The following is a 26,852-nucleotide window of genomic DNA, read 5'->3' as shown; positions in this document are numbered from 1 at the left end:
CCCATGGGTACGGAGGATGCTCCGCCGCGAACGGGCCTCAGCGTCTGTAGCGGAGCACGGCGTTGCGGCGACGCTCGAAGTGCTCGGCGACCTCCTGAGCGACCGCCGCGTCGATGGGGATGCCATAGCGGGCCGCGGTGGCGGTGAGCGTCTCCTGCTCCATGCGCTGCAGCGCGCCCATGCCGGCGTTCGCGAGTCCGACCACGCGCTGGCGCAAAGCGCCGTCGCCGGCCTGGGCCAGCCAGTCGTCGCGCAGCCTGCCGGGGGCATAGTTCCCGGGCCGTTGGGCGACGCTGTAGCCGGGATCGTAGGTCGAGATCGCCGCCGCCATGGCGATGTCGCCGAGCAGCAGATGGAAGAACTGATTGGCGGTGGGTGCGGCCATGGGCATCAGAGCGGCGTGATGCCGTATTCGTCGTAGATCTCGGCCTGTGCCGCCTTGAACTCCTGCAGGCTGAACTCGTAGCCGTTGTGGCGCAGAAACGCCCAATTGGCGGCCTCGTCCTCGCAGTCGTTGACGGTCCGGCGAAAGGTCTCGTCCTCGCGCATCCGTTGGATATAGGCCTTGGCAGAGGCGACGGTCATAGGAGGCTCCTGGTCCGAAAGGGGCGGTTAACGCCCGGGTTGGGACCATGGCGCAGCAATATGCGTACCGGATGGGTGAGAGCTTGCGGGGTGGAATTCGGGCCGAATCCCGCAGTAGTGGCTTCGTCCCATCAGCGGAAACTCGCCCACGGCGGCTGAGCGGAAAGACTCGGCCATTTGCTGCCGTCCAGCCGCGTTGCTTCAGCGGCAGGTCACAAGTGCACAGCGGACGCTGGAGTTGCGCTCCGCGGGCAGGTGCGAACCGCTGGATCAATGAGCCTGCCAAGTCCAGGGGTTGATGACGACAACACCCGCCGCTTCGAACGGTTGGATGTCGCGCGTCGCCACCGCGAATCCATGGCTAGCGGCGATCGCCGCGATGTAGCCGTCGGCTGGCGCGATGGCTATGCCGGCGGCCCGCGCCCGGGCACGCAGTTGCGCATAGGACTGGGATGCAGGCTCATCGAAGGCCAGGATACGGCCAGTGAACAGGGGCAGGACACGCGTTTCGAGACTGGACTGGAGCAGCTCCCGGCGCTTCCCATCGGGCAGCACCGCGATGCCAAAGCGCAGTTCCGCGAGGCTGATCGTGGAGAGGTAAAGCGTCTCAATGGCCTGTGCATCGAACCAGGCCCGCACATCCGGGTTGCCTGATGCCTTCAAGGGCTCGGAAACCACGTTGGTATCGATCAGGATCATCCCAGATCCACCGGCTCGCCCCTCGTCCTGTCGCGTTCGATTTCCAGGTCCGCGCCACCCACTTCGCGGCCGATTTCAGCCAGCAGAGAACCGAGCTTGACCCGCTCATCTGGTCTGACGGCACGTTCGAGGATGGCTCGGATTTCCGCCTCGGTGCTGCGGCCATGGGCTGCCGCCCGCGCCCGCAAGGCGCGATGCGTTTCTTCGGGCAGGTTACGAACAGTGAAGGATGCCATGGTCTTCGGTACCCGGGTTGAGCAAGAGTGATTGCACTATAGCGCAAACGATATCACTCGTGGACAAGAGAGCTCTACCCGGCCACAAGCTGCCATCCTGCTTCACCTTGCGGCAACTTGCGCTGGTATCTCGGCCCCGCGTACCGTCCCAACATCCCGTCCCTCCTCCATTCCTCGCGCCCTTCACGGCTACGCCTAGAGCCATGTCCGTTGTCGAATTCTCAGCTGTCGCTCGGGGCCGTCGGCTCAGCGACAGCAAAGGGTCGTGACTTGCCGCTCATCCCAGACTCTCGACTGACTCCTTTCCGCGTATTCCTGCCTCAGGGTCAGCAAGCGAGTTGGACCGAACGGCTCGTCTCGGGATCGGTCATCTCTGCGGTCTCAGGTCAATGTTGCCAGCCAGTGGCGGCGAAACAGCTCCGCGGACGCGGTCTGTGACCGTGCGAAGATCTTCATGCCTACGGCATTCTGCTCCTCGCGAGCACGGACGCAATCAGAGGTCCGACATCGGGAGTTGCGGACGCAGGTCTTTGATGAGGAGGAGCAGATGAAGCGGATCGGTCGGCGAGGGCGCAAAGCCAAAGTGAGCGTAGAAACGTCTGGCCTCGTCGTCTTTGGCATGGACGGCGAAGGCGCGGATACCGCCGATCTCGGCGGCCTGGAGCGTGCGGCGCATCGCGTCTTTGAGCAGTCCTGCGCCGATTCCACGATGCTGCCAGGTGGCGGCGACTGCGAGCCGGGCGAGCAGCATGATGGGAGCGGGGTGGCGGGCGAGCCCCTTGGTGAGTCGCTCCGGGGCATCCTCATATGACACCTCACCCACCACCAGGGTGTAGAAGCCGATCACCTCGTCGTCGTGCAGACCGAGATAGGTCTGCGAGGCTTTGGCCTGCTGATAGGTGAATGCATGGCGTAGAAGGAAGCGATCGGGTGCCTCGTGGCTGCTCGAGAACCCGTCGAGCGGATGGTCGCGCCGCAGCTTCTCGATCCGGAAACCGGCCGTCATGCCGGGTCGGGCGGATCGAAGGGCGTCGGCTCGCGCAAGAGACGCTCGAGGCGCGGTAGGGCGCGGGGCGGCATCTCGAGCGCGGCCATGAAGGCGTTCCAGCGCTCGGCGTCGAGTCCAAAATGCTGCCGATCGGCCAGCGTCTCGTCGGCACGCTCCAGTGCGCTGCTCAACACGAACTGGCTCACCGACTGATGGCGCTCCCTGGCCGCGGCAGCGAGCCGCGCCTTCGCCTCGGGCGTGATCCGCAGATCGAGCTTCGTGCTTCGGGCTTGAGGATTCGGCATGGGCGTCTCCGGTTGAGGAGACGCCATGATATCTGCCAGACATTGTCATGACAACGCGCGCGGCATCCAGCCTCTGTGTCCGAATCCCCGCGTCGATCTGACATCGATGCCTTTGAAATCAGTATCCATTCTCTGCTGGCATTTTTGCTCGGTCATGTCGATCGGGTCATTGGGGCGTCCATGCGAGCGCTGTGTCGGCGTCGTCTCGATCGGCGATCTCGACATCCGCTCGCCTGGACTGGAACTCGGCGGCGAAGTGCTCGGGGAAGTCTCCCGGCCGACGCACTGACGTGGTCCGGTGGCCGCATCGCGATCGGGACAACGTCCTGATGCTGCGCTACGAAGATCTCAAGGCCGATCTCCCGGGTTCCATTGCGCGGATCTCCGGCTTCCTCGGCTGGTCCTCGACGCGCGACGTCCTGGAGCGGGCCGCGCATTACGCCTCGTTTGGCTGGATGAAGGCCAACAGCGAGCGTTTCGCCGGTCGCGATGCCGACGGTCGCCCGATGTTCCGTCCCGGAGGCTTCATCCGCAAGGGGGAGACCGGCGACCACAAGACCCATCTCACCCCGGAGCAGGAGGCCAGGATCCTGCGCCGGTGCCGTCACGCGCTGCCGCCGGAGTGTCTCGACTATCTGGAGCTGCCCGGGGACGGCGAGCCACGTGCCTGAGGGGCCGGGGACGACCGACCGTCGGCGTTTCGATCGCCACTTCCGTTCAAGGTCCTCCGGCGCATCCTCGGCGTTGCGCGACCCGATCGGGCGGGACTCTTCGGTGCGAACCTTTGGGCGTGCCCGATCGTCTCATTGGGTCAGGAGCTGCAGATCGCCGGATGCGGCGCTTTCGATGCGATATTGCCCGTCGTCGACGGGATCGAGGGTTCGGTCCTCCGCGCGGTCGGGCCAGTGGATGCGCAATGGCTCATCGCGACAGCGTCTGTGCAACCGGGTATGGCCGGGCCGCAAGGGATAGCGCTGGTCTCCGAGGCTGTATTCGACCTTGGTGGACGAGAGGTTCTCGATCTGGAAGCCGATGCGCTGGGAATTCGGGCGTCCGAACATCTGCACCAGATAGATGCGTTCGCTCGAGTCGCTCCGGGCCGCGGCGACGCCGATCTGGGTCACGTCCGGATCGAGCATGTTCTCTCGATGCCCAGGGGATTCGCGCCAGCCCTTCATGGAGGTGTCGACGACCTGGGGGCGGCTGAGCCCGGCCGAGGAGTAGGCATAGGCGATGTTCTCGGCGATGACGCAGTAGTCGTAGCCATGGCGCTTGGCTCGGGCCGCCGGGCTGCTGCCGTCGGCGTGATGGCCATAGCGGTCGGTGCGGGCCATGAAGTCGGCGAACGACTGGGACGTGCGTGCGAGCGTCTCGTTCCTGTGCAGCGGATCCAGGTCATTGGCGCGTCTGAACGCGTTGGTACGCGCGACGATCTCGTCGGCCGCCGTGGAAAGCTGCGCATCGTCCAGACCGGTAGGGCTGTTCGGCACCGTGCCGCCGCCTTCTTGCGCGAGAGACGGGGCGAGGCCGATGATGCCGCCGATCAACAATGAGCAGAGGCCGAGCAGGGCGGTATGCCGCCAGAGGAATCGGGAGGCCGGGTTGGGCGAGACCTCCATGCCGTCGGCGTCGCGTTCGCCGTTCGGCGATATGCCGGCTCGGCTCGATCTGGTTCTGCGTGTCTCGATCATCTGTGCCTCCGTCTTCAGACGTCTTGTTGGGCCTCGTACCTCGGCCCAACCTACAAACCGGCTGTTTCAGGGTACGCAAGGAGCGGCTGGCGCTCTTACCCGAAGGCTGAGTCTCGGCGGGACTTTTTCAATGGCCGATCCGCTGTTTTCCATAAACCGGCGGCTGGAAGCCCTTTTTCGTTCGGGCGTCAAACCTCTTGGGGAGACTGGATGAAAGTCATCGTCATCGGTGCCGGCCTGGCCGGCCTCAGCGCCGCAATCCATGCCCGGGCCGAGGGATACGAGGTCCAGGTCGTCGAGAAGAATCCATCGCCCGGCGGGAAGCTGTGGCAATGGAGACACGCGGGTTTCACCTTCGACATGGGCCCGTCCATGATCATCGAGACATGGATCATCGACGAGGTGCTGCGCCTCGCGGGTCAGGAGCCGCTGGAATTCGAGGCGGTCTCGCCGATGTTCTCGGTCTGGCTCGAGGATCGATGCTGGACCATGGACGCGGGTCCTGGCGCGGCGCTGGAGATGGTGAGACGCCTGGCCCCGGAGGATGCCGCGACCTTCTCCAGGATCGCCCGGAAGATGGAGCGGGTCATCGCGGACGTGCGGGCGTCATTGTTCAAGCGGCCCGTCAAGGGGCTGCTCGGAATCATGAATCCACGTCTTCTGAGGATCGCCGCCCTCATCGATCCGCGTCTGAGCGCCTCGGAATACGCGGCCAGGCATTTCGGCAACGAGGTCCTGCGCGCCCTGCTGTCGACCTATCCGTCCTATACCGAGCATCCGATACGCCAATCGCCCGCGATCGCCGCCTTCGTCCCCTTCCTCATGCTTCAGGACGGGATCCACTATCCCAAGGGCGGCATCTACGCCATCGCCGACAGGATGTACAGAGGGGCCCTGGAGATGGGGGTGGAGTTCGCCTTCCAGACCGAGGTCGAACGCATCGAGACCGAGGGCGATCGCGTGGTGAGCGTCGGCGATGGGTATGCGGCCGATGCATTCATCGCCACGGCCGACTTCAACCACATCCAGTCCCTTCTCGGAAGGGCGTCCCGCAAGAAGGCGGCTCATGCCTATTTCGCCGCCGCCGTCGCCGTGGACCGAAGGCTGCCCTTCACGCACCACACCTTCCTCATCCCCAGGGACTATCCGGCGGCGCACCGCCTGATCGACGCGGGCGGCGTTCCTCGCGAGTATCCGCTCTATCTGTGCACGGCCTCGAAGACCGACGGCGAATGTGCCCCCGAGGGATGCGAGAGTCTCTTCATCGTCGGGGTGCTGCCCAGCACGCAGGAGCATGACTGGGCCGACAAGGAACAGGTGTTCGAGAACGCACTGAGGCAGATCGAGCGGATGACGGGCGAGACGATCCGTCCGGCCGCGAAGAAGATCCTCGCGCCCGACGACTTCGAGTCTTGCTTCAACAATACCGGCGGCTCCGTCTTCGGGCTCTCCGGTCTGCACAATCCCTTCGTGGGGTTCAGGGAATACAACGCGGACAAGCGGCTGCGGAACCTCTACTACGCCGGTGCGACCGTTCAGCCGGGGAATGGGGTGCCGCTCGTGATCCGCTCGGGAAAGTTTGCTGTGGACCTATTGAAGCGATCCCGTTGAGGGCCAAGGATGGCTCCACGTTTTGAAACGCTCAACGATTGGGCCGAGAAACGCCCCGAGATATTCAAAAAGCGGATACCCAATTTTCGGGGGCTCGACGCCTGCGTGATCGGCTCGAATCGCGGGGATCCTGGATAGGCGTCATGGCCGAACACCGATCTCGGCGGGAACGCAGATGCGGCGCGGCGTTCCGCACGGACGGGCGAGGTCGATGATCTCGGTCTCGACGCCGTAGGTGCGGCGCAGATACCCGTCGTCGACGACCTCGGCGGGCGTGCCGAGCCCGTAGCGTCGGTCGCGCTCCAGGACCAGTGCGCGGGTGGCGTGCAGCAGGGCCTGGTTGGGATCGTGGGTGGTGAGGATGACGCCAAGCCCCTGCGTGCCGACGATGCGCCGTACGTGCGCCATCACCCGCAGCTGGTTGCCATAGTCGAGATTGGCCGTCGGCTCGTCCATGACGAGGAGCCGCGGCTGCTGGGCCAGCGCCCGGGCGATGAGCACGAGCTGGCGCTCGCCGCCGCTGATCTCGGTGTAGGTGGCCTCGGCCAGGGCGGCGATGCCCAAGGTCTCCAGGGCGGCCTCGGCGATGTCCAGATCGGCGCGGCCGGGGGCGGCGAAGGCGGCCAGATGTGCCGTGCGGCCCATGGCGACGACCTGCCGGACCTTGAAGGGGAAGGGCGGGGTGTGGGCCTGTGGGACGTAGCCGACCCGGCGGGCGAAGCGCCGGCGCGACCAGCGGCCGATCGGCTGTCCGTCCAGGCGGACCTCGCCGCCGTGCGCCGGCAGCAGGCCGAGCAGGGTCTTGAAGAGGGTGGTCTTGCCGACCCCGTTCGGGCCCAGCAGACAGAGCAGCTCGCCCGCCGCCAGGCTGAAGGAGATACCGCTCAGCACGGTGCGCCGGCCGTAGCCGCAGCTCAGGTCTCGGATCTCGAGCATGTCTGGATTCCCCATCTCAGGACCAGCCGCGCTGGCTGCGCTTGAGCAGCAGCAGGAAGAAGGGCGCGCCGATGACGGAGGTGACGATGCCGAGCGGGATCTCGACCTCGAACAGTGAGCGCGCCAGGTCGTCGACCAGCAGCAGGAAACCGCCGCCCATGAGCGCCGAGACCGGGATCAGCCGTTTGTGGTCCGGCCCCACCAGCATGCGCGCCAGATGCGGGACGATGAGGCCCACCAGTCCGATGATGCCGCTGATGGCGACCGCCGCGGCCGTCACCAGGGTGGCGGCGAGGATGACCAGCAGGCGCAGCCGTCCGGTCTCCAGCCCCAGCGCCCGCGCCTCCTCGTCGCCGAAGCAGAGCACGTTGAGCGTCCAGCCCAGGGCGTTGAGCAGCGCCATGCCGCCGAGGATGGGCAGGGCGGCGAGCGCCAGGTCCGGCATGTCGACCGAGGCGAGGCTGCCCATCAGCCAGAAGGTGATGGTCGGCAGGGTGTTGTAGGGATCGGCGACGAATTTCACCAGCGAGACGAAGGCGGTGAAGAGGGTGCCGATGATGATGCCGGCCAGCACCGTGACCAGCACCGGATCGCCGCGCTTGCCGAGACTCGCGCCGATCGCCCAGGTCATGGCGACCGCGAGCAGTCCGAAGCCGAAGGCCAGCGCCTGGATGCCGAGCATGCCGAGTCCCAGCAGAATGGCGAGGGCGGCGCCCAGGCTCGCGCCCGCCGAGACGCCGAGGATGCCGGGCGAGACCATGGGGTTGCGGAACAGTCCCTGGTAGGCGCTGCCCGAGACCGCGAGCGCGGCGCCGACCAGGATGGCGGCGAGGATGCGCGGCAGCCGGATCTGGGTCACCACGGTCTCGGCCTCGGGCGTCCAGTGGGGTGCGAGCGGAATGAGGTGGGAGGTCAGGATGCCGAGCAGGCTCGCGAGCGGGACGGGGTAGCGCCCGATGGCGAGCGAGCCGAGCGCGAGCAGCAGGACCAGCAGCGCGAGTCCCGCCAGGCGCGCGGAGAGCGTCCAGGTCCGGAGCGGCGCGGGGACGCAGCGCAAGACGAGCAGGCGGGTGAGCATGTCGGTGTCTCCAAATGGATCAGGCGGACGCGCGGCGGAGCTGCCAGCGGCATCGGCGAGGCCGAGCGTTCTTATCCATGTCCTCAGAGCAAGGGGTTTGCCAGCGTTCGGCCCGCGACCTGCATCGGCCGAAAAGGCGAACACTCCGGTACGAAAGGGGCGGTGTGTTCCCAGGGGTTCGGAGGGCGTGAACCAGGTGGCTCGGTGCCGAGCGCCGATGCGTTCGCATCCGTACCGCGCGATGTTCGCGGTGTTCGCGGGGGTACGGATGGAGCCCAGCTTCGGACATCGGCCGATGTCCCACTTCCCCACCGTTATATGCAATCATATACAGCGACGGACGGACACCCGATCCATGCGCATGGGTTGCGACTGGCGCCCGCCCCTCCTTGCCGCCGAACCCTTCCATGGAACGCTGGGGATCCGGCTCGGCGGTCTCTTCACGCGAGTTGACGATTCTGGTATGACGATTCACAACCCACCGATCGCTGCAGGGGATCACGAGGCACTTCGCATCTCCACGGGGGCCGGGGCGAGGCGTTCGGCCGATGCCCTCTCGAATGCCGAGCCTCTTGCGATGACGACGCCTCAGTTGTGCGAGTGCGATTTCGGCGAGTGCCGCACGGAGCTGCTGCCCCTGCTCCACGACATGAGCCGCGCGGTGACCGAGGCCGGCGATCTTCCGACCACGCTGCGCATCCTGCTTCAGCTGATGAAGCGGCACATGAAGCTCATCCGCGGGGCGGTGACGCTGCACGACCAGGACTCGGGCAAGATCTTCATCCACGAGAGCTTCGGTCTGAGCGAGGAGGAGCATGCGCGCGGGGTCTATCTGCTCGGGGAGGGCATCACCGGGCGGGTGGTCGAGACCGGGCAGCCCATGGTGGTGCCGCGCATCAGCGACGAGCCGAAATTCCTCAACCGCACGGAGAGCCGGGGAGACATCGCCGAGACGCGGCTGTCGTTCCTCTGCGTCCCCATTCGTCGCGGCCGCAAGATCATGGGGGCCATCAGCGCCGAGCGCGTCTACGGGAACCGCCGGCTGCTGGATCTGGACGCGCGTATCCTCACCATTCTGGCGGCCACCCTGGCCCAGGCGGTCGAGCTCTATCTGATCGAGAACCTCCAGACCGTCGCGCTCGAGGCGGAGAACCGCCGCCTGCGCGGTCAGCTGAAGGAGAAGTTCAAGCCCTCCAACATCATCGGCAGCTCCAAGCCGATGCAGGAGGCCTACAACCTGATCAAGAAGGTCACCCGCTCCAAGACCACGGTGCTCATCCTGGGCGAGAGCGGCGTGGGCAAGGAGCTGGTGGCGAGCGCCATCCACTACCACAGCCCCAACGCGGCCGGCCCCTTCATCAAGTTCAACTGCGCCGCCCTGCCGGAGACCGTGATCGAGAGCGAGCTCTTCGGCCACGAGAAAGGCTCATTTACCGGCGCCGCCGCGCAGCGCAAGGGACGTTTCGAGGAGGCCGACGGCGGCACCCTCTTCATCGACGAGGTGGGCGAACTCTCGCTCGCCATGCAGGCCAAGCTGCTGCGCGTGCTGCAGGAGCGCACCTTCGAGCGGGTGGGCGGCAACACCTCGATCCATGTCGACATCCGCATCCTGGCCGCCACTAATCGCGACCTGGCCGCGATGGTCGAGCAGGGGACCTTCCGCGAGGATCTCTACTACCGGCTGAACGTTTTTCCCATCACCATTCCGCCGCTGCGCGACCGGGGCAACGACATCATCGCCCTGGCGGACCACTTCGTGACCAAGTTCTCCAGGGAGATGGGGGTCGAGGTCACGCGCATCTCGACCCCAGCGATCAATATGCTGCTCTGCTACGACTGGCCGGGCAACGTGCGCGAGCTGGAGAACGTCATCGAGCGCGCCATCATCCTGGCCGAGGACGGCGTCATCCACGCCTACAACCTGCCGCCCTCGCTGCAGACGCCCGTGGTGGCCGAGAACTCGGACGTCGGCTCGCTGGACGCCAAGCTCAACGCGGTCGAGTACGAGATGATCGTGGATGCCCTCAAGGCGGCCCACGGCAATACCACCGAGGCCGCCAGGCAGCTCGGACTGACCCGGCGCGTGCTCGGTCTGCGCATGGCCAAGTACGATCTGGACCGCAAGGTCTTCCGCTGAAACCCCATCCCGACCAGGAGACACAGATGCCGCACTCCTCCGTCACCCAGCCCGAGCCCGTCGCGCTCGGCGCCGACGAGCGCCTCGTCGCCGTCGCAACCACCGGCAACGGTCGGATCGACCAGCATTTCGGCCATGCCGATTCCTTCTCCGTCTACGCGGTCGGTCCCGAGGGCGTGCGCTTCGTGGCCGTTCGCGAGGTGGAGCACTACTGCCAGGGCGGCTACGGCGACGAGGACAAGCGCGAGATCATCCTGCGCGCGCTCGCGGACTGCTGCGCGCTCTTCGTCGCGCGGGTGGGGGAGGGGCCGAGGGCGAGGCTCGAAAAGGCCGGTATCGAACCTGTGGATGATTATCCGTTTGGATCGATCGAAGAGTCGATTTCCGATTGGTATCGGCGGGCGAAGGGGTAGGCGACTGACTCTCGCTTCGTTGAAGCGCGGCGTCGAACATGGCTGGCGGAGGCGACGGCCGCCGCTTCCAGTGAGCAGTGTCTGCGCAGTCAGTCAGCCTCGGGACGTTGGTCGCCAGGCGGCGACGATGTCCGTCTGCGAAAAATCCTCGCCTTTGAACAGCAGCGGCAGACCGCGCACCTTCGCCAGCGCATAGCTGAAGACATCCCCGAAGTTCAGGCTGGCAGGGTGTCCGCTACCCTTGCCGTAGGTGACGAAGGCCGCGAATGCGGCCTGCAATTCAGTGTTGCCGGGTGCGACCAGTTCGAACATCGGCAAGCGCAGCAGATCCTCGACCAGCGCTACCGCCCGTTCACCCTTGCGTCCGTGCACCACCATTCTGGTCTCCAGGGCGGTGGGGGTGCTGATCAGCACCCGCGGCGCTTGCTGGATGATGTCGACAAAGACCTCCCGCTCGGCCTCCCCGAAGGCGATCGCTACGAGCGCCGAGGTATCGACGACGATCACTTGGGGAGTCCCATGTCGTCCCACGCCAGGGGATCGAGGGCGTCGTCTCGATCGGGGATACGGTCGAGCTGTGCCAGCAGGGCGTTCATGCTGACCGCATTCTGCGGTGGGCCTTCCAGTTCGGAAAGCAGGCGATCGACCGCGCGTTCGACGGCAGCCGTCTTGTTCAAGCCCGTCGCTCTGGCGAGGCGCTCCACCTTGCCGACAAGGGCCGGATTGGCGATTTGCAGGGGCATTGAAAGGTCCTTCGATGTTGAGATCGATATCGCCAATATTAAGCAGGAGTTTCCGGATCTGCACAATCCGAGACGAGGTCTGATTCGAGCGGGGCGGATAGAGGCGATTCGCTCGGAAATGTTCGCCATGGCCGTCGCCCGTTCTCTCAGGTACGGCTTGCCGTTTTCGAACTGATCGAGACCTATTGAAAAGGCGCGTGCCGGGCTTGGCCTCATGTGTCGTCACACGTCTTATATTTTATTCCAATCAATTAATTAGGTCCGTTTCGTGACGTTCGAACGAGCTCCGCGCCACGCATTTGGCAGCCCCTTTGCATTAGACCTCCCGAACAATGACAGCTCATCGGGAGAGCGACTGATGAATGCCAGCGAGCTGAAGGCCCTGCAAGACGAGCCGGCCTGCGCGCACAATCGCAAGAGCAAATCCGGATGCGTCCGCGCCAAGCCGGGCGCGACTCAGGGCGGCTGTGCCTTCGACGGGGCGCGCAACGCGCTGGTGCCGATCGCCGACGCGGCCCATGTGGTGCACGGTCCCATCGGCTGCGCGGGCTCGTCCTGGGACAACCGGGGCTCGCGCTCCAGCGGGGCGGGGCTGTACCGGATCGGCATGACGACCGATCTCTCGGAGATGGACGTCATCATGGGACGCGGCGAGAAGCGTCTCTTCTTCGCCATCCGCCAGGCGATCGAGACCCACCACCCGGCCGCCGTCTTCGTCTACACCACCTGCGTCCCGGCCCTGAACGGCGACGACGTGCCGGCCGTGGCGAAGGCGGCGAGCGCGCGCTGGGGCGTGCCGGTGATCCCGGTCGACTGCGCCGGCTTCTACGGCAACAAGAACCTGGGCAACCGCATCGCCGGGGATGTGCTTCTCAGGCACGTCATCGGCACCCGCGAGCCGGATCCGGCCCCGGCCGGCGCCGAGCACCCCGGCATCCGGCGCCACGACGTCAATCTCATCGGCGAATGGAACGTCGGCGGGGAATTCTGGAACGTCGCGCCGCTGTTCGACGCGCTGGGTCTGCGCATCCTCTGCACACTCTCGGGCGACGCGCGCTTCCGCGAGGTCCAGACCATGCACCGCGCCGAGGCTAGCATGGTGGTCTGCTCCAAGGCCATGCTTCCCGTCGCCAGGCGTCTGCAGGAGGAAAACGGCATCCCCTTCTTCGAGGGCAGCTTCTACGGGGTCGAGGAGACCTCGGCCGCCCTGCGCGGCTTCGCCCGGGCGCTCGGCGATTCCGATCTGAGCGCCCGCACCGAGGCCCTGATCGCCCGCGAGGAGGCCGCCATCCACGCCCGGCTCGCCCCGCTGCGCCGCCGGCTCGCCGGCAAGCGCGCCTTCGTCTTCACCGGCGGCTACAAGTCCTGGTCGATCGTCTCGGCCATGCAGGACCTGGGGATGACCGTGGTCGCCACCGGCACCGAGAAGTCCACCGAGGAGGACAAGGCCCGCATCCTCGCGCTCATGGGGCCCGAGGCCCGCATGATCGCGGACAACGACCAGGTGGCGCTGCTCGAGGCCTTCCACGAGTGCCGCGCCGACATCATGATCGCCGGGGACCGCTACATCTACCCGACCCTCAAGGCTCGGCTGCCCTTCCTGGATCTGGACCACGTGCGCTGCGTCGGTTACGCCGGCTACCGCGGCATGCTCGAACTGGCGCGCAACCTGGTCGCCGCCATCCACAACCCGGTCTGGCGTCAGGTGCGCGAGATCCCGCGCTGGCAGGCTCCGCAGCGCCCCACCGGACCCATTCCCATGCCCAAGCCGGCCGCGCCCGCCATCGTCAGATCGAACAAGCCGCTCTCGGTCAATCCGCTCAAGGTCAGCCAGCCGGTCGGCGCCTCGCTGCCCTTCCTGGGGATCGCCCGCGCCATGCCGCTCGAGCACGGCGGGCGCGGCTGCACCTCTTTCAACAAGCTCTTCTTCATGCGCCATTTCCGCGAGCCCATCCCGCTCCAGACCACGGCCATGGACCAGGTGGTGACCGTGATGGGGGCCGACGACAACCTGGTCGAGGCCCTGCGCACCATCTGCGAGATCAACCGCCCGGAGCTGATCGGGCTCATCACAACCGGGCTGTCCGAGACCCAGGGCGCCGACATCCAGCGCACCCTCAGGCTGTTCCGCGAGACCTGTCCGCAGTACCTGGCGACCGCCGTGGTGCCGGTCAGCGCGAGCGATGCCCTGGGCTGTCTGGAGACCGGCTTCGCCGCCGCCGTGGAGGCCATCGTCCGCCATCTGGTCCCGGATGCACCGCACGGCAAGGTCCGGAGCCTGCGTCAGGTCACGGTACTGGCCAGCGCCATGCTCACGCCCGGCGACATCGAGGCCATCAAGGAATGGATCGGCGCCTTCGGTCTGCAGGCCGTGGTGGTGCCCGACATCGGCGACTCGCTCGACGGACATTTGATCGAGCAGGGCTATTCGACCCTGACCTACGGTGGCGTCGGCCGCCACCAGATCGCGCGGCTCGGCGAATCCGCCGCGACCCTGGTGATCGGTGCCTCGCTCGACCGCGCGGCGGATCTGCTCAAGGCCCGCACCGGGGTGCCGGACTACCGCTTCGAGGGACTCATGGGGCTCGATGCCTGCGATGCCTTCACCCAGGTGCTCGCCAACATCGCCAATACCCAGGTGCCGGCGACTCTGGAGCGCCAGCGCAGCCAGCTGCTGGATGCCATGGTCGACTGCCAGTTCCAGCTCGGCGGGGCCAAGGTCGCCGTCGCCGCCGATCCCGACCTGCTCGGCGCCCTCAGCCGGCTCCTCGCCGACCAGGGGATGGAGACGGTCGCGGCCGTGACCACGACCAGGTCCCCGCTGCTCGAGCGGCTGCCGCTCGAGCGGATCACCATCGGCGACCTGGAGGACCTGGAGCGCCAGGCCGGGGAGGGCGATGCCCAGCTCCTGATCGCCAATTCGCACGGGACCGAGATCGCCGCCCGGATGGGCGTGCAGCTGCTGCGCGCCGGCTTCCCCATCCATGACGAGGCCGGGGCGCACCTGCGCCAATGGGTCGGCTACCGCGGCAGCCGACAGACGCTCTTCGAGCTGAACAACCGACTGACGGCCCAGTATCGGATGATCCCGCCCTATCGCTCCCGTTTCTGGGAGGGCACCCCGCGCGCGCTCGAGGTCTTCGATTCCAGCCACGCCCCCGAGGAACGTCAGCCATGATCCGTGTCGCCTTCGCCTCCACTGACAACGAGCACGTCGATATGCACTTCGGTGCCGCCGAGCGCCTACTGGTGTTCGAAATCGCCCGCAACCGCGCCGATTTCCTCGGCGTCGGCGATTTCGTCAAGGTCGAGATGAAGGGGGCCAACCGCTTCATCGGTCTGCCCGAGGAGATGCGGCAGCGCGAGCTGAGCGACTGGCTGCGCAAGATCCCGGGCTTCCGCAAGCTCTACTGGTACCTCTACCGCAATCGCCCGACCTTCTTCACCCAGAAGGCCCGGGAGAGCGCCGAGCCCTATGCCCCCAGCCCGGACGAGGTCGGACCGCCCTCGGACAATCCGCCCGAGGACAAGGTGGTCGCCAAGCTCGAGCTGCTGCAGCACTACGGGGTGGCGGCGGTCTATGCCGTCTCCATCGGCTCCTCGTCGGTCAAGCGTCTGATGGCGGCGGGCGTTCAGCCCATCATCGTCGAGAAGGGTCACTCCATCGAGGATCTGCTCAACCGGGTCAATGCCGCGATCCATCATGGCGGAGTGGCCTGGGTCGAGCAGGCACTGGGGCGCGCCCGGAGCGGTCCGGTGGCGGACAACCCGCTCGAACCGGAGCGGCGGCTCGAGCACGGCTGGGTCGATCCCTTCTGATCGGGCCGTCCCGCAACCCTTTCCGCCGACGTTCCACCCATTTCCGACTGAGGAGGACAGAACATCATGGCCAAACTCTCTCATGCCCTGGCGCTGCGCATCGGTCTGGCCGCCCGTGCGCTGCAGATCCCGCCCGCGCGGCTCGTGCCCCTGCTCATCGACGTCCTCAAGATGCCGCTGACGGACCAGAAGCTGAAGGCGCTGACGCTCCGGCAGCTGCGCAGCGCCAGGCGCGGGGAGCTCGGCAGGGTTCGCCGACGCGTCCTGGAGGAGGCGCTCGCCTTTCTCGGCGACCGCGCGGGCGTCGACATCCTCGATACCGCGATTTCCACGGTCGAGTTCTATCGGGACGGCGATCTGCCCGGCTCCGTCCGGGTCGCCGTCGCCTCGAACGAGGGGCTGATGCTGGACGGCGATTTCGGCACCTGTCTGCGCTATCTCGTCTACCAGGTCTCGAGCGAGGAGATCCGGCTGATCGAGGTGCGCGGTACCGGCGGCGAGAAGGCGGCCGGCAACCGGCCCGTGTGGCGTGCCGAACGGATCGGCGACTGTCAGCTTCTGCTGGCGCGGTCGGTCGGCAACCGGGCGATGGCGCCCCTGGTCCACCAGGGGATCTATCCGGTCACCTATCTCAAGACGATGACGGCGCCGGTCGCGCTCTATGCCGTGCGCCAGATGCTGCGCGACAATCCGCCGCCTTGGCTGGCGAAGGCGATGGGGGGCGAGATGTCCCAGCGCATGACGGAATCGGTGCAAGCGGCACCGTCCGCGCGGCGCGGAAGCGCCGTCCTGTCCGTCTCCTGAGGTTCCCGCTCGGCGCCCGCAACGCACGTCGTAACTATTCAGGTCCCCGCCACCGGTCGTGTTGACGTGGATCTCGTGGAAACCGTCGCCGTCCTCGTCTCGGGCCTATTCGCCGCGGCTGTGGCAAACGCTGTGGTGATCGTAGCCCCAGGCGGGCAAGCGGGCGTAGATGTCGTACTCATCGGCGTAGAAGCGTGTCCCCTTGGTCACGATGGTGCGAATCAACGGTTCGATGGTCTTCTGCTGGACATTCTCGAGCATGTGAAACACAACCTCGCCGCCCCGTTGGATCAGGCCGAGAATCGGTGGTTTTTCCTTGGCCAGGGTGCCCTGGTCGCGAGCACCCTTCAGGCGGCGACGACGGCCTTGGCGCCCTTGCTGTCTCACCGCCTTGGGATGCCCCTTGTGCCCGGCGACCACGTACACCTCGTCGGCCTCGACCTCGCCGGTGAGTTCGGGGAGAACCTGCTGGCTGTCGATGCCCGCGCGCAGTTGCTCGGTCATGCGTTGAGCGTCATCCTTGTGCAGGCCCAGTTCGTGGCTCACTTGGCGATTGGATAGATTCAAGCCCATGAAATACAAGCATACCACCCAGGTGCGCAGTGGTTGATGGTGACCTGCGAAGACGGTCCCGGTCAGATCGTCGAACCAGCGCCCGCAGTCGCTGCAACGGTATTTCTGCCGCTGGGGTTGCGTCGTGTCCCGATCTTGCTTGCTGATCACCGCCGAGTCGCAGTGCACGCGACGCGGACCTTCAGGCCAGCGCAGGGTACGCACGACCTCGAAACACTTAACGACATTGACCTTCGCGGGATCGGTGCTTCAATCGCAATAATGATATCTGAGTTGGGCGATGAACAGCGTGTCGTCGGCAACCCTGTATACGATTCGGTGCTCCTCGTTGATTCGCCGGGACCAGTAGCCTGACAGGCCGTGTCTCAATGCCTCGGGTTTCCCGATTCCCTCGAACGGGGTACGCTGAATCTCCTTGATGAGCGCGTTGATTCGCCTGAGCAGGTTCTTGTCGGTTTTCTGCCAATGCAGATAATCGTCCCATGCCTTGCTGGAGAATGTCAGCCTCATTCCATGAGGTCTCGCTCGGTTCCATTGCCGTTTTCGAGCTCCGAAATGGATTCGAGCAAACGTCTGGCATTGGCTGGCGAGCGAAGCAGATAGGTGGTTTCTTCCATGGCCTGATAGTCTTCGAGTGAGATCATGACCACCGGGGTCTCGCTCTTGCGGGTGATGATGACCGGTGCGTGGTCCGCGCAGACCTTTTCCATGGTTTTCGCGAGATTGGCGCGCGCGGCGGTATAGCTGATGGCGTCCACTGAAGTCTCCGGGCCATAATTTGTACAGAAAAACGTACAGGGATTCTAGGAGTGGGCATCATGGGCGTCAACAGGTCCAAGGCATTCCGCATCGGCCAAACCCTGACATGAATCTTCCGGTCCTCTAACCATGTTCCGCATCCTCAAACAATCGCTCACCCCCGGCGTCGTCACCGAGCCGGTTTCGGATCCCACGGACGCCGAGCTCGAGCGCATCGGTATCGAGCTGCGCCGGCGCATCGATGCCCGGTTCGGGCGCAGTCTGGCGATTCGCCAGGTGGATGCCGGCTCCTGCAACGGCTGCGAGCTGGAGATCCATGCGCTCAACAACCCCTATCACGACGTCGAGCGGTTCGGCGTCCACTTCGTCGCCTCGCCGCGTCATGCCGATGCCCTGCTGGTGACAGGACCGGTCTCGCGTCACATGGAGACCGCGCTACGCCGGACTTGGCGCGCGACGCCCTCTCCCAAGTTCGTGATCGCGGCCGGAGAATGCGCCTGCACCGGTGGCGAGTTCGGCGTCTCCTACGCGAGCTGCGGGGCGGTGGAGAACGTCGTCCCGGTGGACGTGAAGATCCCGGGCTGTCCGCCGACGCCGGTGGATCTGCTACAGGGGTTGCTGGCGGCACTGCGAGAAGGGTCGGCATGAGCGAATCGCCGGGCATCTCCATATTGATGTATCACCAGGTCGGCGCGTTCGCGCCGATGAAGGCGCATCGTGCGAATTACTGCGATCATCGCCAGTTCGCGCATCAGATGGGATTCCTTGACCTGCTCGGCTACTCGGTGCTGGGGCTGGAGGAGGCGCTGGCCTGTCTGAGCGGCGAGCGTCCCACGCCGCCCAGGGCGGTGGTGCTCACCTTCGACGACGCCTACGACAACTTCGCCGACCATGCATTGCCGGTGCTGCAGCGTCATGGTTTCCCTGCCGTGCTCTATGCCATCGGCGGCTGGCTCGGACGCTCGGCCGAATGGTTCGGCAAGGATCCGGGCCGGCCCATCCCGACCCTGATGAGCGGGGAGCGGTTGCGGGCCATGCGCAAGGCCGGCATCACCGTCGGCTCCCATACGCTCGACCATGTGAAACTCGCCGAGGTCGACCGTGCGACCAAGGTGCGCGAGCTGGCCGAGAGCCGGTCGGTGCTGGAGGACGTGCTCGGCGAGCCGGTCGAGCATCTCTGCTATCCCTTCGGCAGCTTCGACCGCGAGACGGTAGAGCTGGCCGCCGAGGCTGGCTATCGCAGCGCCACCACCTGCCTGCGCGGTGCCGCAACGGGGCTCGATCATCCGCTGGTCCTGCCGCGCAAGGCCATCTCCTACGGCGACAATCTGATCGGCTACTGGTGGAAGCTCGCCTTCAAGAACGCGCCCAAGCCGGCGCTGGCCGAATGGCGCGCGAGTCTCCCCCGCGATTAGCCCGTCCTGGCCAGAATGCTCGGCCTCAAGCTAGACTGGCTCCATCGTTTCGCTGAGATCCTGCGGTCTTGAACGCCATTTCCGTCCCTGTCTTTCCCGATTTCTCCCGCGCCCGCGTGCTGGTGGCGGGCGATCTGATGCTCGACCGCTATTGGACCGGGGCGACCCGGCGCATCTCGCCCGAGGCGCCCGTGCCCGTGGTGCACGTGGATCGGGTCGAGGACCGGCCGGGCGGCGCGGCCAACGTGGCGCTCAACCTGGCGGCGCTTGGCGTGAGAACCTCGCTCGCCGGGGTCACCGGGGCGGACGAGGCGGCCGACATCCTCGCCGAACGGCTCGCCGGGCGGGGGATCCGGGCCCGGCTGCACAGGCGCGCCGATCTGCCGACCATCACCAAGCTGAGGGTGCTCAGCCATCATCAGCAGCTGATTCGGCTCGACTTCGAGCGGTCTCTGACCCCGCTCGGCGAGGATCCCCTGCCATCGATGATCGAGGCGGCGCTGGCGGATGCGGATCTGCTGCTCCTATCCGACTATGCCAAGGGCACCCTGGCCGATCCCCAGCCGCTGATCCGGCTGGCGCGCGCGCTGGACAAGCCGGTCCTGGTCGATCCAAAGGGGCGCGATTTCGTCCGTTATCGGGGTGCGACCCTGTTGACGCCGAACCGGGGGGAACTAGAGGAGGTCGTGGGTGTCTGTGGCGACGACGCCGTTCTGGTCGAGCGCGTGCACAATCTGCGCGACGAACTGGATCTGGACGCCATGCTGGTGACGCTCGGCGAGCGTGGGATGCTGCTGGTGCGCGCCGATGTCGAGGCGCTGCATCTGCCGACCCAGGCGCGCGAGGTGTTCGACGTGACCGGCGCGGGCGATACGGTGATCGCGACCTTGGCCGCAGCACTGGCGGCCGGAGTCGGGATCGAGGAATCCTGCGCACTGGCCAATTGCGCCGCCGGGCTCGCGGTCGGCAAACTGGGCACGGCGACCGTTGGGGCGCGAGAGTTGGAGCGCGCTTATATGGGTGCCGAGTGGCACGCCATTCTCGATCAGGAGGCCCTGGTCGCGGCGGCGGTCGAAGCACAGGCGCGCGGCGAGCGTCTGGTCATGACCAACGGCTGTTTCGATATCCTGCACGAGGGGCACGTCGCCTATCTCCAGCAGGCCAGACGGCTGGGTGACCGCCTCATCGTCGCGGTCAACGACGACGACTCGGTGCGGCGTCTGAAGGGCGAGGGCCGGCCGATCAACGGCGTCGAGCAGCGCATGGCGGTTCTGGCCGGGCTGTCGTCGGTGGATTGGGTCTGCGCCTTCGGCGAGGATACCCCTGAATCGCTCATCTGCCGGGTCAAGCCGGATCTGCTGGTCAAGGGAGGCGACTATCGACCGGACCAGATCGCCGGCGCCGGATGCGTCCGAGCCAATGGCGGCGAGGTGCGGATCCTGGCGTTCCTTCCGGGGCGGTCCACCAGCCGTATCATCGGGGCCATCCGCGATGATTGATCCGAGAGCCCGGCCGCGCCGCGTAGGACGGCCCCGCGTCATATTTTGCCCGTACTCTGTCTACACTAGCGTCTATTGCGGCAGGCAAGCCTCATGAACCCTTTCCTCGGCCTGAAGGTATCCCATCGGTTCTCTCTGATCCTGGCCTTCGTTCTCGTCGTTCTCCTCGGTGGGTATGCAGCTTTTCTGGTTTCGCTGAACGGGCTCGAGCGCTCGACCATCGAGACGGTCGAGCGCATGTCGGAGCTCGACCGGCAGGCCGCCGACCTGCTGGCCGAGCTCGATCGCGGCGGGACGGTGACGCGCGATCGGGTCGCCCGTCTATCGGGGCTTGCCGCCGACGCTCGGAGCGTGGCGGAGGATGCCGTGGATGCGGGATTCGCCCGTCTGAAGTCAGGGGTGCATGTCTTCATTCCGCTGTTCCTGGTCCTTTTCGCCCTGATCACGTCCGCTGTCGCCCGCTCCATCACTCGTCCGCTATCGGCCTTGGAGAGCCTGCTCGCCAGGCTGGCCAATGGCCAGCTCGACTGGGATCGGTCGGATGCCATGAACGATCGGCTCGCGCTGGGCGGTGTGGCCCAGGCGCTGGCCTCCTTCCACGCCCGGCTTCGCGAGATGTTGGGCGATGTCCACGGCCAGAGCACGGTGGCGGTGGACTCCGTCTTCCACTTGGAGATGGAGGCGCACCAGGCGCTGGTACGGGTGCAGGAATCGGCCGACCGCATGACCGGCATGGCGGCCGCGACCGAGGAGATGACGGTCACCACCGACAGCATCGCCCAGAGCTGCACCAATGCGGCGGAGCGCTCCCGCCAGGCGAGCCGGACCGCCTCCGAGGGGGCCGAGGTGGTGCGGGAGACGGTCGATACCATGAAGGCCATCGCCGAGCGGGTGCGAGGCTCGGCCGAGGCGGTCGAGGCGCTCGGGGTACGGTCGCACGAGATCGGCACCATCGTCGGCACCATCAAGGAGATCGCCGATCAGACCAATCTGCTGGCCCTGAACGCGGCGATCGAGGCCGCGCGCGCCGGCGAGGTTGGACGCGGATTCGCCGTGGTGGCCGATGAGGTGCGAGCCCTGGCCAACCGCACCAATCAGGCGACCCAGGAGGTCGGCGGGATGATCCAGGCGATCCAGGCCGAGACCGGGGCGGCGGTCGAATCCATGCAGCAGGGATTGCGCGAGGCCGAGCGTGGCAGCGAGGCGGCGGGCCGGTCCGGCCTGGTTCTGCAGGACATCCTGGACGGCGCTCAGGCGGTCAGCTCCGAGATCGACCAGATCGCCACCGCGGCCGAGGAACTGGCCGCGACCAACAACGAGGTGGCCCGTAACATCGCGCAGATCAACGACCTGACCCAGGACTCGCTGGCCCAGTCGCAGCAGGCCGAGGCGACGGCCGGGCAGCTGATGACCCTCTTCCAGGAACTGCAGGGCGCGCTCGGCCGGTTCTATTGCGAGGACAATGTGAATAGCGTCATCCACAAGGCCAAGATCGCCCATATGCTCTTCGTGCGCCGCATCAAGCAGCATCAGATGGGGCGCGAGCGCATCGACGCCGATTCGCTGCCGGACCATCTGAATTGCACCTTCGGTCTCTGGTACAAGGGGCCGGGGCAGGCACGGTTCGCCGACAACCAGCTGTTCAATGAGATCGACGCCCATCACCGGCAGGTCCACGAGCTGGGCAAATCGGTGGTCAAGGCCCACGATGCGGCCGATCGAGATCAGGCCGAGGCGCTCAATCGGCAGATGCTGGACGCGTCGCAGCATCTGCAGGCACTGCTCGACCGGCTGATCGCATGATGCAGGAGCGCGTGGTCCGCAACGACGGGCCGAGGCTGGCGACGCGCGGGCTCTATACCCTGATCCTGAGGCTGGCGCTCCCGCTGGCGTTGGCGAGGCTCTATTGGCGCGGACTCAAGGCGCCCGGCTATCGACGCCGCGTCGGCGAGCGTCTGGCCTGGGGCGAGCCGGCACCGAGGGCGTCCGTGTGGATCCATGCCGTCTCTGTCGGAGAGGTCCAGGCGGCCGGTCCCATGATCCGCCGCCTTCAGAGCCGGTTTCCGGACAGCGGCATCCTGGTCACCACCACCACGCCCACGGGCGCCGAGCGGCTCGGCGAGCTGTTCGGCGAGGGTGTGGCCCATCGCTATACGCCCTATGACCTGCCCGGCGTCGTCGGACGTTTTCTCGATCAGGTCCGGCCCGGCCTGACGATCGTGATGGAGACCGAGATCTGGCCCAACCTGCTCGCGGCCTGCGAGCAGCGCGCGATCCCGGTGGTGCTGGCCAACGCGCGTCTGTCCGAGCGCTCGGCGCATGGCTATGCCCGGGTGGCGGAGCTGAGCCGCGAGACCCTGGAGCGTTTCAGCCGGATCGCGGTCCAGAGCCGGGGCGACGCGGAGCGATTCATGGCACTGGGGGCCGCGCCCGAGCGGGTGCGGGTCACCGGCAGCATCAAGTTCGATCTGCGCCAGCCGGCCAGTCAGCGCGACTGCGCCGAGGCCCTGCGGCGGCTGTGGGGACAGCGTCCGGTCTGGGTGGCGGCCAGCACCCACGAAGGCGAGGAGTCCATGCTGCTCCAGGCGCATCGCCGTCTCCTGGCGCGGATTCCGCGCGCCCTGCTGATCCTGGTGCCGCGCCATCCGGAGCGCTTCGACCGGGTCGCCGCTCTGGTCGCGCGGCACGGGCTCGCGCTGGCTCGCCGCAGCCGTCAGGAGGTCTGCGGCGAGGAGACGGCCGTCTTTCTCGGCGACACCATGGGCGAGCTGCCGGCCTTGCTGGCCGCCGGTGACGTGGCCTTCATCGGCGGCAGTCTGGTGCCGATCGGGGGGCACAATCTGCTGGAGGCCGCCGCATCCGGCGTCCCGGTCCTGGTCGGGCCACATACCTTCAATTTCGCCGCCATCACCGAGATGATGCTGGAGGCGGGCGGAGCGGAGCGGGTTCCCGATGCCGAGGCGCTCGCCGAGCGTCTGCGGACATGGCTCGCCGACGCGGCCCTGCGCGCCGAGGTGGGCGCGCGGGGCCTGGCCGTGGTCGAGCGCAATCGGGGCGCCCTGGATCGTCTCCTGGAGGTGATCGAGGAAGCGGTCGGCCTCCAGCCTCCAGCTGCCAGCTGAATGGGGTATCCGCCGCTGGAAGCCGGTCGCTGGCGGCCGGCCGGAAGCTCTTTTACTTGAACAACGACCAGACGTCGCGGAATTCGGCGGCGGTCGAGTCGCCGATCCATTCGAAGCCGACCGACTCGGTGCAGACCACCTGGATGCCACAGTGACGCATGCGCTCGAGCACGTTCTCCTTGTAGGCCGGCTTGCGCGAGATGATGCCGTCGGCGGGCACGAAGACCTGATAGCCCCAGCGCTGCAGACCCGAAACGGTCTGCACGATGCAGATATGCGCCTCCATGCCCACCACGATCAGCTGGCGGCGCTCGGGATGTGATGAGATGTTGCGCTCGAAGCCCGGGGCGGTGCAGCAGGAAAAGGCGGTCTTCTCGGTCGGGTCCGCCGTGTCGGGCATGTTGCCGCGGATGTCCTCGATGATCGGGCCGAGCCCCTTGGAATAGTGCTGGGTCGCGATGACCGGGATCCCGAGGATCTTGGCGGCGGTCACCAGGCGGTTGATGTTTTCGACCACCGCATCGAGCTCGTCCGCGGGCATGGCGGCGGCGAGACGTTCTTGGGCGTCGATGATGAGCAATTGCGAGGATGCCCGCTGGCACAGCGGCATCTGGGCCTGATGGATGCTCATGGCGTATGTCCTCCGACGAATTAGTATTTATTGACCCGCTTATGGGCGGTCGAAGGAGTGTGCGCTATTAAGCTGGCAAAGATCAAGAATTGGAATGAACAATAGTCGAGGGAATCCCGAATGCGGCTCGCGCAAGTCGAGCCGCATTCGGGATTGGATCAGAATTCGAACCCGGCGGGCTCGACGACGTTGAGCAGTGAGGGGAGGCTGGTCTCGAACAGAGCCTGTTGCCGGAAGCCGGTCTGGGAGGTCCGGGTGACGAGGATGGCCCGCATGGCCGGCTCCTCTCCGATCACGCAGAATAGCCGGCCGCCGACCGCGAGCTGGTCCCGCAGCATGCCGAGCGCCGCGTCCGTGGGCATGGAACCGGTCACCGCGATGGCCTCGAAGGGGCCGCCCTGGACCGGGCCGGCCAGGCCGTCGGCCTCCCTGACCTCGATGCGGGCGAACTCCAGGCGCTCGAGCCGTGCGCGTGCCGCATTGGCCAGGACGGGGTCGATCTCGAGACTGACGACCCGCGCCCCCAGCCGGCTCAGACAGGCGCTGAGATAGCCGCTGCCGGTGCCGATCTCCAGGGTCTTGTCGCCCGGTTTCACCGCGAGCGCCTGCAGCAGGCGCCCGACGACCTTGGGCGCGAGCATGCAATTGTCGATGCCGATCGGAACCTCGATGTCGGCATAGGCCAAGCCGCGATAGGCGTCCGGAACGAACGACTCGCGCGGGATCTCGGCCATCGTTTCCAGTACGCGCTCGTCCAGGACACCCCAGGGGCGGATCTGCTGGTGGATCATATTGAAGCGAGCGAGCTCGGTACTCTCTTCCATCTGGAGCGGGTCCCCCGATATATCGATTTTCTTAGGCAGCTGAGAAGCCTACTGAGTTTGCCGGGTGACGGCAACCAGATCCGACCCGGACACTGGGATATCGGGCTGTCCGCAGGCTCACTCGGCGACCTGGACATAGCCCTGGCTGCGCACGCCCTGGAGCAGCGAGTCCACGTCGCCGGTCGGTACGCCGAGCATCTGCAGCGCCTCGGCGCCGAGACGCAGGCTGCTCTCGATCGCCTCGGGATAGGCGCGCGAGGCGCCAGCGCGGATCAGGCTGCCGCAGGCCTCCAGGTCGCGGGCTCGCGCGATCACCGGGACGTGTGGGTAGGCGGTGCGGATGTGCGAGACCGCCCTCAGCGCAGTGGGGCCGTGGTCGATGGTGAGGATCACCAGCGCGGCATTGCCGACCTGGGCCGCGGTGAGGAGCTCCAGGTCGCCGATGTCGCCGTAGAAGACGGCGCGGCCGTCGCGCACGCCGCGGTCGACGTTGGTCGGGTTGCTGTCGAAGGCGATGAAGGGGATCTGGTTGACCTCGAGGAGGGTTGCGATGGTGTGCCCGACCCGGCCGTAGCCGCCGATGACGACGCGCCCCTGGGGCTGGATGCCGGTGGCCTCGAAATCGAACTCGGGCGTATCGTTCTTGCGCCGCTCGGCGCGGCGGGCCAAGGCGTCTCCCAGCCGCACCAGCATTGGGGTCATCAGCATGCTCACAGAGATGACGCTGACGGCGATCGCGAAGGTGTGCGCATCGATCACGCCGAGCGCCTTGGCGAAGCCGAAGAGCACGAAGCCGAATTCGCCGTTCTGGGCGAGCAGGAAGGCCATCCGGGTCGCCACCCCGCGCGGCAGGCCGAAGGCCAGTGCGATGAGGAAGAGCACGGCGAGCTTGAGCGCCAGGATCACCAGCACGTGCTGGGCCAGCAGCCAGGGCTCGGAGGCGATGGCCGGCAGGTCGATCGACATGCCGACCGCGACGAAGAAGAGGCTCATCAAGAGCCCCTTGAAGGGCTCGATATAGGCCTGGATCTGGAAGTTGAAGCGCGAGGTCGAGAGCAGCATGCCCATCAGGAAGGCCCCGAGCGCCATCGAGAGCCCGGCCTCGTGCATGGCCCAGGCGGCCAGCAGGACCGCCAGCATCACGACCAGGGCGAAGGCCTCGCGGTTGTTCTGACGCAGGAGACGCTCGAGCGCGAAGGGTACCAGGTAGCGACCGAGCAGGACGAGCATGCCGAGCATGCCGAGCAGTATCAGGGACTGGCGTCCGATCGAGGGCGTGGCTGCCGTGCCCAGGTCCGAGAGCAGGGGCACGATGGCGAGCATGGGCACCACGGCCAGATCCTGCATCAGCAGCACGGCGAAGGCGGCGTTGCCGTGACGGGTCGCCAGATCCCCGCGTTCGTGCAGCAGCTGCATCACCAGTGCCGTCGAGGACAGCGCCAGCGTCATCCCGATGATGAGCGTGGCCTGCCAGGAGGTCTCGTAGAGCGAGATGTAGGCCGAGATGGCCAGACCGCTGATCAGGATCTGGATGGTCCCCAGCCCGAAGACCTCGCGGCGCAGCGCCCAGAGACGCTTGGGCTGCATCTCGAGCCCGATCATGAAGAGCAGCAGCACCACGCCGAGTTCGGTGAAGTTGCGGACGTCGTCCACATGTTCGGTGACATAGGGGCCGGGCGAATGCGGACCCACCACGATACCGGCTACCAGGAGCCCCAGGATCGAGCCCAGCCCCAGGTGCTTGAAGAGCGCGACCGAAACCGCCGCCGCTGTGAGCAGGACGATGGCCGAGAAGACGAAGCTGCTGAGTTCCATAGAATGTTAATGTATCAGGAACCCGTTCCCGGGGTGCGCGACTCGCTTCATCCACGAGGCGTCGGGTCTCCCGTTACGCCGGTGGACGGGGCGCATGGGAACCGGCATGACCGGCCGTGATTCAAGGGTAGCGAAGGAATGTCTATGACGATCGGACGTCCGCCAGCGC

28 protein-coding genes and 1 pseudogene are annotated in these 26,852 nt (G+C 66.5%); 12 read left to right on the top strand and 17 right to left on the bottom strand.

The window, feature by feature from the left end; genetic code table 11:
• Nucleotides 1–37: 37 nt before the first annotated feature.
• The 6 genes from D779_RS07245 to D779_RS07220 all read right to left on the bottom strand — a co-directional run bounded on the left by D779_RS07245 (nt 38) and on the right by D779_RS07220 (nt 2,813).
• The gene (locus D779_RS07245) at nt 38–385 is read right to left on the bottom strand and encodes a hypothetical protein (RefSeq protein ID WP_157726340.1); all 348 of its coding nucleotides are present in this window, start codon (nt 383–385) and stop codon (nt 38–40) included.
• 5 nt (nt 386–390) lie between these two features.
• Complete coding sequence (locus D779_RS07240; protein WP_043751736.1) at nt 391–585, bottom strand: Nif11-like leader peptide family natural product precursor; 195 nt, start codon at nt 583–585, stop codon at nt 391–393.
• Nucleotides 586–855: 270 nt separating this feature from the next.
• Nucleotides 856–1,284 carry a type II toxin-antitoxin system VapC family toxin gene (locus D779_RS07235; protein ID WP_043751733.1) on the bottom strand — a complete coding sequence of 143 codons (429 nt, stop codon included), beginning with the start codon at nt 1,282–1,284 and terminating at the stop codon, nt 856–858.
• On the bottom strand, nt 1,281–1,520 hold the full coding sequence (locus D779_RS07230; protein ID WP_043751729.1) for a FitA-like ribbon-helix-helix domain-containing protein: 240 nt from the start codon (nt 1,518–1,520) through the stop codon (nt 1,281–1,283). The genes D779_RS07235 and D779_RS07230 overlap by 4 nt, the downstream gene beginning before the upstream one ends.
• Nucleotides 1,521–2,013: 493 nt before the next feature.
• Nucleotides 2,014–2,526: a GNAT family N-acetyltransferase gene (locus D779_RS07225; RefSeq protein WP_043751726.1), complete on the bottom strand. Its 513-nt coding sequence runs from the start codon at nt 2,524–2,526 to the stop codon at nt 2,014–2,016.
• Nucleotides 2,523–2,813: a type II toxin-antitoxin system TacA family antitoxin gene (locus tag D779_RS07220; RefSeq protein WP_043751724.1), complete on the bottom strand. Its 291-nt coding sequence runs from the start codon at nt 2,811–2,813 to the stop codon at nt 2,523–2,525. Before D779_RS07220 ends, D779_RS07225 begins: the two co-directional genes overlap by 4 nt.
• A gap of 191 nt (nt 2,814–3,004) precedes the next feature.
• Here D779_RS07220 and D779_RS07215 point away from each other — a divergent pair, with 191 nt between their 5' ends.
• Nucleotides 3,005–3,484: a sulfotransferase domain-containing protein gene (locus D779_RS07215; RefSeq protein WP_332307746.1), complete on the top strand. Its 480-nt coding sequence runs from the start codon at nt 3,005–3,007 to the stop codon at nt 3,482–3,484.
• Between the two features lie 132 nt (nt 3,485–3,616).
• Here D779_RS07215 and D779_RS07210 read toward each other — a convergent pair whose 3' ends face one another.
• A complete protein-coding gene (locus tag D779_RS07210; RefSeq protein ID WP_052347920.1) occupies nt 3,617–4,504 on the bottom strand; it encodes a CAP domain-containing protein in 888 nt (295 codons plus the stop codon).
• Nucleotides 4,505–4,714: 210 nt separating this feature from the next.
• Here D779_RS07210 and D779_RS07205 point away from each other — a divergent pair, with 210 nt between their 5' ends.
• Nucleotides 4,715–6,115, top strand: a complete 1,401-nt coding sequence (locus D779_RS07205) for a phytoene desaturase family protein (protein WP_043751718.1) — start codon at nt 4,715–4,717, stop codon at nt 6,113–6,115.
• Nucleotides 6,116–6,256: 141 nt separating this feature from the next.
• On the opposite strand, the gene D779_RS07200 is transcribed toward D779_RS07205, so the two are convergent.
• Both D779_RS07200 and D779_RS07195 read right to left on the bottom strand, forming a co-directional pair.
• On the bottom strand, nt 6,257–7,051 hold the full coding sequence (locus D779_RS07200; RefSeq protein ID WP_043751715.1) for an ABC transporter ATP-binding protein: 795 nt from the start codon (nt 7,049–7,051) through the stop codon (nt 6,257–6,259).
• Nucleotides 7,052–7,067: 16 nt separating this feature from the next.
• Complete coding sequence (locus D779_RS07195; protein ID WP_052347919.1) at nt 7,068–8,129, bottom strand: FecCD family ABC transporter permease; 1,062 nt, start codon at nt 8,127–8,129, stop codon at nt 7,068–7,070.
• Between the two features lie 463 nt (nt 8,130–8,592).
• Here D779_RS07195 and D779_RS07190 point away from each other — a divergent pair, with 463 nt between their 5' ends.
• Nucleotides 8,593–10,266 (top strand): sigma-54 interaction domain-containing protein, encoded by a 1,674-nt coding sequence (locus tag D779_RS07190; RefSeq protein WP_081763389.1) that lies wholly within the window; start codon nt 8,593–8,595, stop codon nt 10,264–10,266.
• Nucleotides 10,267–10,292: 26 nt separating this feature from the next.
• Complete coding sequence (locus tag D779_RS07185; protein ID WP_043751709.1) at nt 10,293–10,679, top strand: NifB/NifX family molybdenum-iron cluster-binding protein; 387 nt, start codon at nt 10,293–10,295, stop codon at nt 10,677–10,679.
• Nucleotides 10,680–10,772: 93 nt separating this feature from the next.
• Here the strand turns inward: D779_RS07185 and D779_RS07180 are convergent, their stop codons facing one another.
• The gene (locus D779_RS07180; protein ID WP_043751707.1) at nt 10,773–11,186 is read right to left on the bottom strand and encodes a type II toxin-antitoxin system VapC family toxin; all 414 of its coding nucleotides are present in this window, start codon (nt 11,184–11,186) and stop codon (nt 10,773–10,775) included.
• Nucleotides 11,183–11,422, bottom strand: coding sequence for a type II toxin-antitoxin system VapB family antitoxin (locus D779_RS07175; protein ID WP_043751702.1), 240 nt, complete (start codon nt 11,420–11,422; stop codon nt 11,183–11,185). Before D779_RS07175 ends, D779_RS07180 begins: the two co-directional genes overlap by 4 nt.
• Nucleotides 11,423–11,780: 358 nt before the next feature.
• Here D779_RS07175 and nifE point away from each other — a divergent pair, with 358 nt between their 5' ends.
• The 3 genes from nifE (at nt 11,781) to D779_RS07160 (ending at nt 16,045) form a co-directional block, all read left to right on the top strand.
• The gene (nifE, locus tag D779_RS23210) at nt 11,781–14,600 is read left to right on the top strand and encodes a nitrogenase iron-molybdenum cofactor biosynthesis protein NifE (protein ID WP_081763381.1); all 2,820 of its coding nucleotides are present in this window, start codon (nt 11,781–11,783) and stop codon (nt 14,598–14,600) included.
• The gene (locus tag D779_RS07165; protein ID WP_052347918.1) at nt 14,597–15,241 is read left to right on the top strand and encodes a NifB/NifX family molybdenum-iron cluster-binding protein; all 645 of its coding nucleotides are present in this window, start codon (nt 14,597–14,599) and stop codon (nt 15,239–15,241) included. The genes nifE and D779_RS07165 overlap by 4 nt, the downstream gene beginning before the upstream one ends.
• Nucleotides 15,242–15,307: 66 nt before the next feature.
• Nucleotides 15,308–16,045 carry a NifB/NifX family molybdenum-iron cluster-binding protein gene (locus tag D779_RS07160; RefSeq protein ID WP_052347917.1) on the top strand — a complete coding sequence of 246 codons (738 nt, stop codon included), beginning with the start codon at nt 15,308–15,310 and terminating at the stop codon, nt 16,043–16,045.
• A 108-nt stretch (nt 16,046–16,153) separates the two neighbouring features.
• On the opposite strand, the pseudogene D779_RS07155 reads toward D779_RS07160, so the two are convergent.
• The 3 genes and pseudogenes from D779_RS07155 to D779_RS07145 form a co-directional block, all read right to left on the bottom strand.
• A pseudogene (locus D779_RS07155) lies at nt 16,154–16,822 on the bottom strand (IS1595 family transposase); the annotation flags it as partial.
• A gap of 45 nt (nt 16,823–16,867) precedes the next feature.
• The gene (locus D779_RS07150) at nt 16,868–17,128 is read right to left on the bottom strand and encodes a Txe/YoeB family addiction module toxin (RefSeq protein ID WP_043751699.1); all 261 of its coding nucleotides are present in this window, start codon (nt 17,126–17,128) and stop codon (nt 16,868–16,870) included.
• Nucleotides 17,125–17,376: a type II toxin-antitoxin system Phd/YefM family antitoxin gene (locus D779_RS07145; protein WP_043751696.1), complete on the bottom strand. Its 252-nt coding sequence runs from the start codon at nt 17,374–17,376 to the stop codon at nt 17,125–17,127. Before D779_RS07145 ends, D779_RS07150 begins: the two co-directional genes overlap by 4 nt.
• Before the next feature lie 130 nt (nt 17,377–17,506).
• Between D779_RS07145 and D779_RS07140 the strand changes: the two genes are divergently transcribed.
• The 5 genes from D779_RS07140 (at nt 17,507) to waaA (ending at nt 23,413) form a co-directional block, all read left to right on the top strand.
• A complete protein-coding gene (locus D779_RS07140) occupies nt 17,507–18,025 on the top strand; it encodes an NADH-quinone oxidoreductase subunit B family protein (RefSeq protein WP_043751693.1) in 519 nt (172 codons plus the stop codon).
• Nucleotides 18,022–18,792 carry a polysaccharide deacetylase family protein gene (locus tag D779_RS07135; protein ID WP_043751691.1) on the top strand — a complete coding sequence of 257 codons (771 nt, stop codon included), beginning with the start codon at nt 18,022–18,024 and terminating at the stop codon, nt 18,790–18,792. Before D779_RS07140 ends, D779_RS07135 begins: the two co-directional genes overlap by 4 nt.
• Before the next feature lie 77 nt (nt 18,793–18,869).
• A complete protein-coding gene (gene hldE / locus D779_RS07130) occupies nt 18,870–20,291 on the top strand; it encodes a bifunctional D-glycero-beta-D-manno-heptose-7-phosphate kinase/D-glycero-beta-D-manno-heptose 1-phosphate adenylyltransferase HldE (protein ID WP_043751817.1) in 1,422 nt (473 codons plus the stop codon).
• A 93-nt stretch (nt 20,292–20,384) separates the two neighbouring features.
• Nucleotides 20,385–22,094, top strand: a complete 1,710-nt coding sequence (locus D779_RS07125) for a methyl-accepting chemotaxis protein (protein ID WP_043751688.1) — start codon at nt 20,385–20,387, stop codon at nt 22,092–22,094.
• Entirely contained in the window at nt 22,091–23,413 is a 1,323-nt protein-coding gene (gene waaA / locus D779_RS07120; RefSeq protein ID WP_232424103.1) for a lipid IV(A) 3-deoxy-D-manno-octulosonic acid transferase, read from the top strand. Before D779_RS07125 ends, waaA begins: the two co-directional genes overlap by 4 nt.
• Before the next feature lie 52 nt (nt 23,414–23,465).
• Here waaA and D779_RS07115 read toward each other — a convergent pair whose 3' ends face one another.
• The 3 genes from D779_RS07115 to D779_RS07105 all read right to left on the bottom strand — a co-directional run bounded on the left by D779_RS07115 (nt 23,466) and on the right by D779_RS07105 (nt 26,683).
• Nucleotides 23,466–24,044 carry an isochorismatase family protein gene (locus D779_RS07115; RefSeq protein WP_043751683.1) on the bottom strand — a complete coding sequence of 193 codons (579 nt, stop codon included), beginning with the start codon at nt 24,042–24,044 and terminating at the stop codon, nt 23,466–23,468.
• 158 nt (nt 24,045–24,202) lie between these two features.
• Nucleotides 24,203–24,868: a protein-L-isoaspartate O-methyltransferase family protein gene (locus D779_RS07110; RefSeq protein ID WP_043751680.1), complete on the bottom strand. Its 666-nt coding sequence runs from the start codon at nt 24,866–24,868 to the stop codon at nt 24,203–24,205.
• A 117-nt stretch (nt 24,869–24,985) separates the two neighbouring features.
• Nucleotides 24,986–26,683 carry a cation:proton antiporter domain-containing protein gene (locus D779_RS07105; protein WP_043751677.1) on the bottom strand — a complete coding sequence of 566 codons (1,698 nt, stop codon included), beginning with the start codon at nt 26,681–26,683 and terminating at the stop codon, nt 24,986–24,988.
• Nucleotides 26,684–26,852: the final 169 nt, after the last annotated feature.

Origin of the sequence: Imhoffiella purpurea (assembly GCF_000585215.1) — a bacterium.
GTDB classification, from domain to species: Bacteria; Pseudomonadota; Gammaproteobacteria; order Chromatiales; family Chromatiaceae; genus Imhoffiella; species Imhoffiella purpurea.
Note: the sequence above shows the minus strand (reverse complement) of the source record. Positions and strands in the feature narration are given on the sequence as shown.

What these genes read in the sequence shown, in the direction of transcription:
- D779_RS07245 (WP_157726340.1), bottom strand. Translation starts at nt 385, where the DNA reads ATGGCCGCACCCACCGCCAATCAGTTCTTCCATCTGCTGCTCGGCGAC.
- D779_RS07240 (WP_043751736.1), bottom strand. Translation starts at nt 585, where the DNA reads ATGACCGTCGCCTCTGCCAAGGCCTATATCCAACGGATGCGCGAGGAC.
- D779_RS07235 (WP_043751733.1), bottom strand. Translation starts at nt 1,284, where the DNA reads ATGATCCTGATCGATACCAACGTGGTTTCCGAGCCCTTGAAGGCATCA.
- D779_RS07230 (WP_043751729.1), bottom strand. Translation starts at nt 1,520, where the DNA reads ATGGCATCCTTCACTGTTCGTAACCTGCCCGAAGAAACGCATCGCGCC.
- D779_RS07225 (WP_043751726.1), bottom strand. Translation starts at nt 2,526, where the DNA reads ATGACGGCCGGTTTCCGGATCGAGAAGCTGCGGCGCGACCATCCGCTC.
- D779_RS07220 (WP_043751724.1), bottom strand. Translation starts at nt 2,813, where the DNA reads ATGCCGAATCCTCAAGCCCGAAGCACGAAGCTCGATCTGCGGATCACG.
- D779_RS07210 (WP_052347920.1), bottom strand. Translation starts at nt 4,504, where the DNA reads ATGATCGAGACACGCAGAACCAGATCGAGCCGAGCCGGCATATCGCCG.
- D779_RS07205 (WP_043751718.1), top strand. Translation starts at nt 4,715, where the DNA reads ATGAAAGTCATCGTCATCGGTGCCGGCCTGGCCGGCCTCAGCGCCGCA.
- D779_RS07200 (WP_043751715.1), bottom strand. Translation starts at nt 7,051, where the DNA reads ATGCTCGAGATCCGAGACCTGAGCTGCGGCTACGGCCGGCGCACCGTG.
- D779_RS07195 (WP_052347919.1), bottom strand. Translation starts at nt 8,129, where the DNA reads ATGCTCACCCGCCTGCTCGTCTTGCGCTGCGTCCCCGCGCCGCTCCGG.
- D779_RS07190 (WP_081763389.1), top strand. Translation starts at nt 8,593, where the DNA reads ATGACGATTCACAACCCACCGATCGCTGCAGGGGATCACGAGGCACTT.
- D779_RS07185 (WP_043751709.1), top strand. Translation starts at nt 10,293, where the DNA reads ATGCCGCACTCCTCCGTCACCCAGCCCGAGCCCGTCGCGCTCGGCGCC.
- D779_RS07175 (WP_043751702.1), bottom strand. Translation starts at nt 11,422, where the DNA reads ATGCCCCTGCAAATCGCCAATCCGGCCCTTGTCGGCAAGGTGGAGCGC.
- nifE (WP_081763381.1), top strand. Translation starts at nt 11,781, where the DNA reads ATGAATGCCAGCGAGCTGAAGGCCCTGCAAGACGAGCCGGCCTGCGCG.
- D779_RS07165 (WP_052347918.1), top strand. Translation starts at nt 14,597, where the DNA reads ATGATCCGTGTCGCCTTCGCCTCCACTGACAACGAGCACGTCGATATG.
- D779_RS07160 (WP_052347917.1), top strand. Translation starts at nt 15,308, where the DNA reads ATGGCCAAACTCTCTCATGCCCTGGCGCTGCGCATCGGTCTGGCCGCC.
- D779_RS07150 (WP_043751699.1), bottom strand. Translation starts at nt 17,128, where the DNA reads ATGAGGCTGACATTCTCCAGCAAGGCATGGGACGATTATCTGCATTGG.
- D779_RS07140 (WP_043751693.1), top strand. Translation starts at nt 17,507, where the DNA reads ATGTTCCGCATCCTCAAACAATCGCTCACCCCCGGCGTCGTCACCGAG.
- D779_RS07135 (WP_043751691.1), top strand. Translation starts at nt 18,022, where the DNA reads ATGAGCGAATCGCCGGGCATCTCCATATTGATGTATCACCAGGTCGGC.
- D779_RS07125 (WP_043751688.1), top strand. Translation starts at nt 20,385, where the DNA reads ATGAACCCTTTCCTCGGCCTGAAGGTATCCCATCGGTTCTCTCTGATC.
- waaA (WP_232424103.1), top strand. Translation starts at nt 22,091, where the DNA reads ATGATGCAGGAGCGCGTGGTCCGCAACGACGGGCCGAGGCTGGCGACG.
- D779_RS07115 (WP_043751683.1), bottom strand. Translation starts at nt 24,044, where the DNA reads ATGAGCATCCATCAGGCCCAGATGCCGCTGTGCCAGCGGGCATCCTCG.
- D779_RS07110 (WP_043751680.1), bottom strand. Translation starts at nt 24,868, where the DNA reads ATGGAAGAGAGTACCGAGCTCGCTCGCTTCAATATGATCCACCAGCAG.
- D779_RS07105 (WP_043751677.1), bottom strand. Translation starts at nt 26,683, where the DNA reads ATGGAACTCAGCAGCTTCGTCTTCTCGGCCATCGTCCTGCTCACAGCG.